This window comes from Stenotrophomonas sp. TWI587, from assembly GCF_039674145.1.
GTDB classification, from domain to species: domain Bacteria; phylum Pseudomonadota; class Gammaproteobacteria; order Xanthomonadales; family Xanthomonadaceae; genus Stenotrophomonas; species Stenotrophomonas maltophilia_AY.
On the sequence record NZ_JBDJMW010000002.1, the window covers coordinates 578,772 to 588,604 of the forward strand.

13 protein-coding genes are annotated in these 9,833 nt (G+C 57.9%); 11 read left to right on the forward strand and 2 right to left on the reverse strand.

The genetic code is table 11. The features are described 5' to 3' along the window. Positions 1-66 precede the first annotated feature (66 nt). The 5 genes from ABE464_RS05660 to ABE464_RS05680 all read left to right on the forward strand — a co-directional run bounded on the left by ABE464_RS05660 (position 67) and on the right by ABE464_RS05680 (position 4,225). The gene (locus ABE464_RS05660; protein WP_346471107.1) at positions 67-1,518 is read left to right on the forward strand and encodes a TrkH family potassium uptake protein; all 1,452 of its coding nucleotides are present in this window, start codon (positions 67-69) and stop codon (positions 1,516-1,518) included. A 76-nt stretch (positions 1,519-1,594) separates the two neighbouring features. Further along, positions 1,595-2,032: a BLUF domain-containing protein gene (locus ABE464_RS05665; protein ID WP_346471140.1), complete on the forward strand. Its 438-nt coding sequence runs from the start codon at positions 1,595-1,597 to the stop codon at positions 2,030-2,032. A 568-nt stretch (positions 2,033-2,600) separates the two neighbouring features. Further along, complete coding sequence (locus ABE464_RS05670; protein ID WP_346471108.1) at positions 2,601-2,897, forward strand: hypothetical protein; 297 nt, start codon at positions 2,601-2,603, stop codon at positions 2,895-2,897. Between the two features lie 73 nt (positions 2,898-2,970). Then, on the forward strand, positions 2,971-3,516 hold the full coding sequence (locus tag ABE464_RS05675; RefSeq protein WP_346471109.1) for a hypothetical protein: 546 nt from the start codon (positions 2,971-2,973) through the stop codon (positions 3,514-3,516). 382 nt (positions 3,517-3,898) lie between these two features. After that, complete coding sequence (locus ABE464_RS05680; RefSeq protein ID WP_346471110.1) at positions 3,899-4,225, forward strand: hypothetical protein; 327 nt, start codon at positions 3,899-3,901, stop codon at positions 4,223-4,225. 1,470 nt (positions 4,226-5,695) lie between these two features. Here the strand turns inward: ABE464_RS05680 and ABE464_RS05685 are convergent. Further along, positions 5,696-5,869 carry a hypothetical protein gene (locus ABE464_RS05685; protein WP_167390418.1) on the reverse strand — a complete coding sequence of 58 codons (174 nt, stop codon included), beginning with the start codon at positions 5,867-5,869 and terminating at the stop codon, positions 5,696-5,698. Positions 5,870-6,346: 477 nt separating this feature from the next. Beyond that, on the reverse strand, positions 6,347-6,817 hold the full coding sequence (locus tag ABE464_RS05690; RefSeq protein ID WP_346471111.1) for a DUF3693 domain-containing protein: 471 nt from the start codon (positions 6,815-6,817) through the stop codon (positions 6,347-6,349). A 166-nt stretch (positions 6,818-6,983) separates the two neighbouring features. Between ABE464_RS05690 and ABE464_RS05695 the strand changes: the two genes are divergently transcribed. The 6 genes from ABE464_RS05695 to ABE464_RS05720 all read left to right on the forward strand — a co-directional run bounded on the left by ABE464_RS05695 (position 6,984) and on the right by ABE464_RS05720 (position 9,765). Then, positions 6,984-7,244, forward strand: a complete 261-nt coding sequence (locus ABE464_RS05695) for a hypothetical protein (RefSeq protein ID WP_346471112.1) — start codon at positions 6,984-6,986, stop codon at positions 7,242-7,244. Then, entirely contained in the window at positions 7,237-8,286 is a 1,050-nt protein-coding gene (locus tag ABE464_RS05700) for a replication initiation factor domain-containing protein (protein WP_346471113.1), read from the forward strand. The genes ABE464_RS05695 and ABE464_RS05700 overlap by 8 nt, the downstream gene beginning before the upstream one ends. Beyond that, on the forward strand, positions 8,283-8,549 hold the full coding sequence (locus tag ABE464_RS05705) for a single-stranded DNA-binding protein (RefSeq protein WP_346471114.1): 267 nt from the start codon (positions 8,283-8,285) through the stop codon (positions 8,547-8,549). The genes ABE464_RS05700 and ABE464_RS05705 overlap by 4 nt, the downstream gene beginning before the upstream one ends. A gap of 3 nt (positions 8,550-8,552) precedes the next feature. Continuing rightward, positions 8,553-8,756, forward strand: coding sequence for a hypothetical protein (locus ABE464_RS05710; protein WP_313475572.1), 204 nt, complete (start codon positions 8,553-8,555; stop codon positions 8,754-8,756). 9 nt (positions 8,757-8,765) lie between these two features. Continuing rightward, positions 8,766-8,996, forward strand: a complete 231-nt coding sequence (locus ABE464_RS05715; RefSeq protein WP_346471115.1) for a major capsid protein — start codon at positions 8,766-8,768, stop codon at positions 8,994-8,996. 103 nt (positions 8,997-9,099) lie between these two features. Then, positions 9,100-9,765, forward strand: coding sequence for a hypothetical protein (locus ABE464_RS05720; protein WP_346471116.1), 666 nt, complete (start codon positions 9,100-9,102; stop codon positions 9,763-9,765). The last annotated feature ends 68 nt before the right edge of the window (positions 9,766-9,833 follow it).

Below are 9,833 nucleotides of genomic sequence, written 5' to 3' on the forward strand. Positions count from 1 at the left end.
GCCAACAGTAGCGGGATGCGTTGGGCACCAGGTCAGACGTCAATACCGCACAATGGCTTTCGTCTGGTGGCGGCGATCATTGGGCAAGTCCTGTTGGCAACAGCTGCCTTCATGCTGCTGCCCATGGTTGCGGATCTCTATTACGACAACCGGGATTGGTTGGCGTTTGGGATGGCCTCTTTGGTTTCAGCCGCCTGTGGCAGTGCGCTGAGCTGGGGCTATTGGCGCTCGGGTGGGAAATGGGGGAAATCGGGTCTGACATTGAGGCAGGCCTTCGCCCTGACGCCACTGAGCTGGGCTGCCGTGTCCGCCGTGAGTGCGCTGCCGTTTCTCTTCTCGGAACACCCGCAGCTTCGCGGACATCTTGCCAACGCGTTTTTTGAGGCGGTCTCGGGCATTACAACGACCGGCGCCACGGTCATGACGGGTCTTGATGCGGCGCCGCCAGGCTTACTGCTTTGGCGAGGGCTGCTTCAATGGATGGGTGGCATCGGCATTATCGCGACTGCCATTGCCATCTTACCCGCGCTCGGCGTGGGCGGCATGCAGCTGTTTCGCACCGAGTCCTCAGATCGCTCTCAAAAGGCCATGCCCCGGGTTCGGCAGATCGCCTCAACGATCGGGTATGCCTACATTGGTCTGACGGTTGTGGCCGGTGTGGCCTATTGGCTGGCAGGCATGAACCCCTTTGATGCCATCGTGCACGCACTCACCTCGATTGCGACGGGCGGATATTCGACCTCAGATCAATCGTTCGGTCGATGGGAAGACAACGGGATCCAGTGGCTTGCCACGCTCTTCATGCTGTCGGGGACCTTGCCCTTCGTCTTGTATGTGCGGTTCTTGGCTGGGGACCGGAGGGCGTTTTTTGATCGCCAGGTCAAGTCTTTGCTAGGGCTTCTGGCAGTGTCGGTGGGTGGGATTGGAACGTGGTTGGCTGCATCCGGCCAATATGGGTTTGAGCAGGCTTATCGCTACGCTGCTTTCAGTGTGGTTTCCGTGGTCACCACCACAGGCTATGCCGTAACGGACTATGGCCAGTGGGGAGCGGCCGTCGTAGGGGTGTTTTTCTTGCTGACGTTTGTTGGCGGGTGCACAGGCTCCACGAGCGGGGGCATCAAGATCTTTCGCTTCGAGGTCATGGCAGTGATGCTTCGCGTCCACTTCCTACGCCTGCTTTATCCCAACGGGGTCTTTCCCCGGTCCTACGACGGCAAGCCGCTCTCCGACGAGGTGATCGGCTCAGTGGTAGCGTTTTTGACGGTGTTTTTGGTTTGCTATGCCGTCATTACGGTGGTGCTGCTTGGGCTCGGGCTGGACTTCCTAACCAGCGCCAGCGGCGCGGCCACCGCGCTGTCGAACGTAGGGCCGGGCTTAGGGGAGACCATTGGGCCAGCAGGGACGTTCGCCTCGCTGCCAAGCGCAGCCAAATGGGTGCTGTCGTTCGCGATGCTGCTGGGGAGACTCGAGCTCTTCACAGTGTTGATCATCTTCCTGCCTCGATTCTGGCGGGGATGAAGTATAGTTCGTGCATGTGCGGATGCTTAATTTCCCCTTGCCGAAAGACTCTTTTTCTCCACACGCAGCTCGACCAATGCCGCACTCGTATTTGATCGTCACGAGCCTCGTCGCGCCGGGGCTAGAAAGCAAGAACTTTCCCGAGCTTTGGAAAGAGGCGGAGCGGGCGAATGCAGGGCGGGGTGTTACGGGCACCGTGGTCTTTGATGGTGCAATTTTCTTGCAGTATCTAGAAGGTCCGAAATCAGGCTTGGACGTAATCTATCGAAGACTGGTTCGAGCAAGCTCCCATCGAGACACCACGATTATTGACCGTGGTCAGACGTCTTATCGTCGCTTTCCTGAGCCCCGCCTCGTTTGCTTGACTGTAACGCGAGAAGTCATGGCTCAGGCCCTGGAGCTGCGCGGCGTTCTTTTCCGGAAAAGAGACCGAGCTGCAAGAGCGCTGCATCTTCTTGAGCAAACCGTGACGTCCTATTCCTCTCCTCGCTGGGCGGCCAAGTCAAAGCTCTGAGCCACTTGGGGTCGCCCTCGTTACCCCATATTTTTAGGCAAGCGATCGTCGGATGACCGCGTTGGCCATTCTGGCTAGTCTCAAGACCAGTGCGAGGGCATCTATTGGCCGTCTTCTACGAGGACGATGTACGCTTCTGGCAGGAAGCGTACATCGGAGGGCAGGGGATTAGGAAGATTTATCGGGGGTGGGGCGACTGTAAGCTTCTCGTCCAAAGCGGCACGGCGCTGTCCGCACACTGGCAGGCAAGTCCTGTGCACTACTGGTACTTCTTGCCACGTCCAGTTTGCGAGCTAGACCGCAACTCTGCGTGACTGCCGGGGCGGGGCAGGGCGCTACCCGTCAAACAGCCTAATCGGCTTGTTTGGAGGGCAGTCGGATCAATGGCTTTCGATAAACTCACGGTTCACCTCCCCGGCAAGCATGGGCTGCTACGTGATCGGCGCCTCCTGGACAGAGTTGCATCAAGCCGCAGCCAATCATAATATGCAACCGCCATATACTCGCGGCAAGCGGCGCCCGCTGGGGCTAGGACTGCTACATTGCTCTACAAATAGGAGAAAGGGAGATGAGTTATCTGGTTTTCTGCACTTTTGACCTGAAGAGTGCTAGTTCGAAAGACTACGAGATCGCTTACTCTGATCTGGAGGATTTAGGGCTGAGCAGGGTCCAAAAGAACAATAAAAGTGGTGAAACTGTAATTCCGACCACGTCAGCCATGGGAACGTTCAACGGTAGCAGTGCAGCCACAGTGCGAGACGATGTTCGTGGAAGTATCAAAGCCGCGTTCGAAGCTCGGCGCTTCAAGTCTGAAATATTTGTGGTGGTGGGCGGAGACTGGGCTTGGGGTGCAACGACCACTTGACGCCGCCCAACGGTCTACTGAGGACGGGGCCAGCCACTGGTCTTTTCAAGTCAGAAGTCAGTTGAGAATTAATATGCCGTTTACGCTCACTCGGACGATTCTTGGCATTTTAGTGCCAGGCCTGATTGCAATCACACCCTGGCTGCTCACACTAGTGCAGCACACCAAGGCCACTCTTGGGTTCGACGTAAATTCCACACTCGGTCATGCGCTTATTTTTTCTGCCGCAGTTGTGGCGGGCACTCTCTTCGAGGCGCAGGGAAGCAAGCTTGAGGTAAAGTGGGATAGGAGCAAAGACGCAAGTTATATGGTCAACGAGAGTTGGTATGCATATCTCTCGACAGTCTTGGATAAGGAGCCAGTCGGTTACCGATACGTGAGCAGGCTGGTAACCACCCTTTACTTCGAGCTTTCAATGTTATGGGCTGCGCCCATCTTTCTCTTGGGAAGTTCGGTTCTTGTCTCACTTCGTTTTCCAGATGACGCTGTCATTCTTTGTATCGTAGGGCTCATAGGTGCCGTGGTGACTGGCATGTATTTTCATCGGCAAGCCAAGGTCACCCACGACGTGATATGCGTTACTCGAAGAGAGTTAGTTTCGCGTCTCTCCAAAGAGTAGTCTCTGAGCCGGCACGAGCCAGCTGATCGCCATCGGAAGGGGCGATGCCAGTACTCCTGCGCCAGAGTGGAGAGGCCCTGCTGGGTGCGGTACTGGAAGGGAGACTCGTGTTGCCAACGATCAACCTCTTCATTTCCGATAAGCTGCCAGTGGCGCTAACACAATTGAGCGCAGGCCAAGCAGGAGGGAAACTGATATGCCTGATCAGGCACTAGACACACTCAGATAGTAGCGCCAGCTGACTTTTCGGCTTCGTCAGTTCTTTATCCGCGGGGCAGGGGGCTGCGTCCAGGCCTCAAGACCCAGTAGACTCATCCACTAGCAAGGCTCCCGAAAGCTCCAGCTTTTCGAGTGGCGGCGCCGCAGAAACCAAGGAGGGTCAGTGGTAGAAAGCACATTTATTGGCTTTTACATGGGCGAGGGATTCTGGGTCGATCGACCAATTGACTTCAATGATCCTCAGCACGACCACAGGTTGAGCGGCATCATCCCTGCGATCATCATGAGCTATCGAGACGACGCTTTCGAATTGCACGCCTGTGTAGACGGACTCCTTCTGTTGCGGATCAATCATCTGGCAACTGCCGTGCCCGATATGAGCAACCCTTCTCTGCTGGAGACCTCAGTACTCTGGTGGAGAGAGCATCTCGATTTCGCCAATGCGCTTCAGCTCCTAATCGAATCCGAGTCGCGCAAGTGTGATGAATAAAATGACGTTGACGCAATGGCGCTGTCGATGGAAGAGACCTGTCGAGTCTGCTTGAGCGATGGTCGCGTACTCAGTCGAACCGCCAATCGAGGCAGAAACCTACTCACCGTACGGAGTGAGACCCTAGACTGGATTGGTGGGGCAGGCGCGGCGACCGACCAACAGAGCTGTGCGACACAGCTTGGTGGGTGTGGGGCAGGGTGGCACTAGGGGCCATCTCAAAAGCCGTTGCTCGCTTCCGAACCACAGTGGATCATAGGGACCGAGTGAAGCTGTTATCGATGATCGTACAAGCCAAGACCGCGCATTCGGAGGGACATTATGCAACAGCCTTTGTTTTGTTCTGGTTTGCGATTGAGTCCTCAGTGCAGTCTATTGCGAGCGTAACCCAAGGCGGTGCAAAGACGCCCAAAGTTAACGAAGCAGTAGATCAGCTACTGGCAGCGGGGTTAATTGATGCTGACTTGGCACACGAACTTCATTCACTGCGGCAGCTAAGAAACGCGATAATGCATCAACCGGGGAGAACCATTTGCACACCGTCTGATAGCGGCCGAGCAGCCCAGGCGGCAGTTACGATATCTACGTTCAAAAGTGGCTTGGACTTGGTGATGGGATGGCAGACGACCGTGCAGTTTTAGGCGCATTGCCTGAGGTTAAAACCAATGCCCAGCACTGCCAACTTGAGAATTTAGCCGCACGCGCCAAGCTAACATAAGCTACGTTATGCGAAGTAACGCATTGATCTTAAAAGCGTTTCCCTGCCTTGGCCGATCCTACTCCAGCAAAGAGACGTCATCAAGACATCCGCGATGAAAGGTCTTCGCAGCCAGGCCTGAAGAAGCAGGCTTATCCTCGAACCCTCAGCTGCTTTCTCCATATGCATGGGGGAAACGTCGCGATTCCGGGTTAGCTGGCAGTTGAGTTCCCGAGAGCCTACCAGCGTGCGTCATCGCTCCAGGAGGAAAAATCTTGCTTCGCCGCCTCCAGCACGAGCGCTGGATGTAGGGCAAGAGCCTCTGCTGGACTGCCTCCGCACAATCGAGCATGCGGAGCGATCAGCCATTCGATTTCCTCCCAACCTGACGTCGGGCCGCCGGCTGAAACGCCATATGGGCCACGCAGTAGCGACAGTACCTCCGAGAGCACTGGCAAAGGCATCCCAGTAGAGTCCAGCTGCCATGGAGGAAAGAGAAACAGCTTCAGTTCCCCAATCCACACGCCCAGAACGCTCCCAGATTGCAGGCACTGCGTCAGGGTGCGGCCCTGGACGGCACTCGGGCTCAGTATCGCTTCGAACGCCGCCATATCGAGCCAATCCCGCGCGGCGTTCGATCTGGCCTGAGCGAAGGCAGATGTTTCCGAAGGTATATGCCCGCGCATAGAATGCCTGCCTGGTAAATGAACAGCTCCCACAAGGATGCCACACGCTCTACTAAGGCAACCTGTGGGGGAAACGTCGCTTGAACGTCAGGCATCCAGCGGTTTGCCGCAACAAGGGCATTTCCCTCCTGCCAGTTCTCGATCGTATGCTGCGTTTTGGCGGTTGGCCAGCCAGACTGCTGCCACGGTAATGGAAACAACAAGCGCCACCAAGACGCCTGCGACGATGCTCATCTGTTGCAAGGTAGACAGGGAATTCATTGCATTGCCCACTAGGAAGACCAAGACGATGTCGCACTACAATTTTAGCCCCCAAATCGGAAGAACTTGCAGGAAATTTATCCGGAAAGGCACCCGATCTAACGTAGGCTGAGGGCTCTATGGCTGAACTCTGCGGGCGATATGGCTGCATCTGAAAGCCGGCCCACAGCAAGGCAGCTACTTGGAGGTCCTGCGACCAACGAGCTCCAGAAGAATTCGGGGCAAGTAATGCGTAGTTCCGCCAAATTAGGGGCGGCTTGTCCGAAGACTCGCGGAAAGATGGGCGGGTTTCCGGAGCAGAATGAGGCAGTTTCAGCTGTGAAAGGGGCAACTTGTCCGCGTCAGACAGCTGCATTTGAACCCGGCGCACCCAGGCGATCAAAGGGCGGAACTTTGTTCATCCAGACAACTAACACCCAGAAATATCTGCGATGGCTTACGGCGGTCCAACAATGTCTGCCTCGCGAACCAGAATCTCTACCTCAACGGGGCAGAATTGTCTGATGACGAACAGCCACGTGTTGGATTCCCAAGACGGGAGGAAAGACTTGATCCACAACCAGAACAGCTTGAGAATGCCAAATAGCATTTCGCATAATGTATAGAAGGTGCTGCGTCAAAGCCGCTCACGGCCGCCTGTACGTCGCGCGGCGAGGCGAAGCCCACCCCCAGCGCTAGGGCCATGGCGCTAGCTGCCAATCGCTTCCAGAACGTTCGCTCAGGGGACGTCTGCGCCTCCGACTTCATGATCTGAATTGCGGCCTTCTCGGGCTGCGGGTGCCCCTGCATCTTCAAGCACTCAGCCACCACCCACACCTGCGGCACGCGCTTTCCTGTTCGGTAGTGCGAAATAGCGCCGTCTGAGATCCCCAGCTTCGGAGCCAGCTTGGAGAAGCTGTCGACGCCAGCGGCCACGCGTGTTTTCTCGAAAAACTCAACCCAGTCCATGACCGTCTCCACCCGTTGACTACGGCCGAAGACTACAGGTGTTGACGGCTACGGGTGTAGCCGTATATGGTGCGCCCCATCGGCTACGGCTGTAGCCGATACCCGCCAGCCGCTCCCCCTAGGGCGCTGGCGGGGTTCTAGGGGCTAGGGGAGGGGAGGGGGCTTCATGGCTGACATCTGCATCGTGCTGGCACTGGTGGGCTCGAGCATCGCGCTCGCCCTCGGTGTCGCAGTCTTTCCTCGCAAGCTGCGCGAACTCCTGCGCGCCACGCGCTCTGACCCTATCCGTGAGGCCGCTTGGCAGGCCCAGGCACGCTCGGAACTTGAAACGTCCAGCTGGACCGCTGCGGACGAGCTCGCTTACCAGTGTGTGCGAGCACAGCAGAGTGCAACGCTCCGGCTTCTGAAGGAGGCGCGCCGTGGCTGATTCCGCACGCTTGACGCTCGCCTGCATGCCGTCGAACGAGGGCTTTTCCCCGGTATCCACCGGTGAAAAGGGGCAGGGAGGGGCGGAGGTTGGCCCGGGGAGTAACACGGGCCAAAAGGGTCAGCAAACCGCGATCATCGACTACCTGACCCTTGTGATGCCCCAATCCGTTGTTGACGACTTTCGCTGTAGCAACATCGAGCTTCTGTTGTACAAGCTGTTTGGTTTTCGTGGCGAAGTCGTTGCAGGCGCTCTCCGGGAAAAGAACTGGAACTTCTACGCCCTGTCGGCGTTTCTCATCGACCGCGACGGTGAGCTCGTTGGCCGCATCGGCGTCAGCGGCAACAAGGAGACCATCTGCGTCAGCCTGACCGGCGCAGGCTGCAAGTGGGTTAAGAACTGGGCTCACGTCCATAAGCAGGCCACTATGCTCCGCGCGCGGATCAGTCGCGTGGACTGCGCCCACGACGATTACGAAGGCACCCGCTTGAACGTGCATGCGCTGCGAGAGCGCGCCGCTGCCGGTGACTTCTGCGAGGGCGGTTGCCCGCCTAGGCACCGCTTCATGTCCGATGAGGGCCACGGCACCGGCTCAACGCTCTATGTCGGCGGCAAAGGCCACAAAGAGCTCTGCGTCTACGAGAAGGGCAAACAGCTTGGCCTTGCATCGTCGCCGTGGGTGCGTGCCGAGGTCCGCCTTTACGGCAAGCACGTTGAAGTTCCCCTGGACACCTTGCTCGACCCCGGCGCGTATCTGCGTGGGGCCTATAGCGTCATGAGCGAACTGATCGAAGGCGTGTGCACCCGCCTCAAAACGATTCGCAAGCAAGTCGATGTATCTGCCGAGGCCATGGTGCTCTGGATGCACCGTCAGGTCGGCCCGGCCCTCAATGTTCTGCGCGGTGCGTTCGGCCATTCGTGGTCTGACGTATGCGAGGCCCGCATCCTCCGAGACGGTCACCCCGGAAGGTTTCGCGGTATTGCCAAGGGTGACGCCTTACACAAACTAGTGAGAGAAGAACTATGCCTGTCTGCCGCGTGAAGTCCGCTGCCGTCGAAGAGCAGCACAACCAGAAAACCCAAACCATCATGCGCTCGCAGATGGCCGGCCTCGATCTCGGTAACGGCTATGAACTGCCGTTCCGCGTTGGCCTCGGCCAGCGTCCGGCCTATCCCGTCGGCGAGTACGACATCGACCCGAAGTCCTTCGCACTGGGCCAGTACGGTGACCTGACGTTGAAGCGTTATGTCGACCTCGTGCCGCTTGGTGCCAAGGCCGCTCCGCCGGTTCCGGCAAAGGCATAACCCATGGCCGTGCTGATCCCCGCGTGCCTTGAATCCGACCTGGACACGGCCACGGGGACCTGCACGGCTGTGATCTGGATTCCTCAACCGGGCTTGTTGCCGGACCTGCCCATTGAGGATGCCCAGCTCATCGGAGCAAAGATCGCGCTTCTGTGGGCTCTGGCGTACACCTTCCGGCTCATCCGCAAGAAAATTCAACAGTCCTAGGAGGACGCAATGCGCAAGTTCATCAAGGCCCTGAAGGGCAAGAGTGCGGCACTGGCCGCTGTCGGTACCGCCGCTGTCGCCTCGGCCCCGGCCTTCGCCGGTGGTGGTGGTGGCGTCGACGTGGGCGATGTGGTGTCCGCGATTTCGGGCGCTGCCGCCCCCATCGCCGCCATTGGCGGTGCGGTGCTGACCGTGCACGTCGGCATCAAGGTCTACAAGTGGGTCCGCCGGGCCATGTAACGACCACCGGCGGGCAGGGCCGATACCCTCCCGCCGGTCTTTTGCGTGACGCGCCACGAGGCGCATAGGGGCTTGGGATGGAAGGGTGGATCTGGCTCGGCGCATGGCTGGTGGCCTGCGCGATTATCTTCGTGGATTTCAGCTGATGCAGTGGCTAGCTCGCGTGTTTGTCTCCGCGATCATCAGGCGCTGCGCTTACGTTCTAGTTGCCCTGGTACTCGCATACTGCGCTGTCGGTAAGGCGCATGCACAGCAGCAGTGCGCGAACAATTCCGCAGCCTGTACTGAAGGTCAGGCCTATCAGGCTTGCAACTCAGAGCTTTCGTCCTACATCACTGCGCGCAAGGACTTTGCGAATCAGAACACGCAATGCAAGCGCGTTGGCACGACCAATTCTGTGCGGTCCACGTTCGAATACAAAACCAGCGCCAACGCTGCGTGGATGTCTGGCACCTATCGCACTTACTACTGGACCAAGGGTTGTGACACGGAACCCAATTACACGGGCGTGGGTCCGTGGTCATCTGGTGGTGCTGCCAAGAACGGCAGCCTCGGCTGTCGCAATGGCTGCGATGGGCTTTGGTCGAGAAATGCTGATAGCTCGATGACATGGATGACTACTGGCGCCAAGTGCCCTGATAACGAAAAGTCTACGTGCGAGAACTATCCGGACGGCTACTACTGGAACGCCGTTCTCAACGTATGCGAACCGCCTGAAGGCAAGTGTGATCTTGCCCCTGTATTCCCGACCCCACCCTATTCGCAATAAAGCGCCTGGTCAGCGCCTGCAGCCTGTTGCCGCCTGAACTCCCGAGGCGAACGCATTTTCAGCGAAGA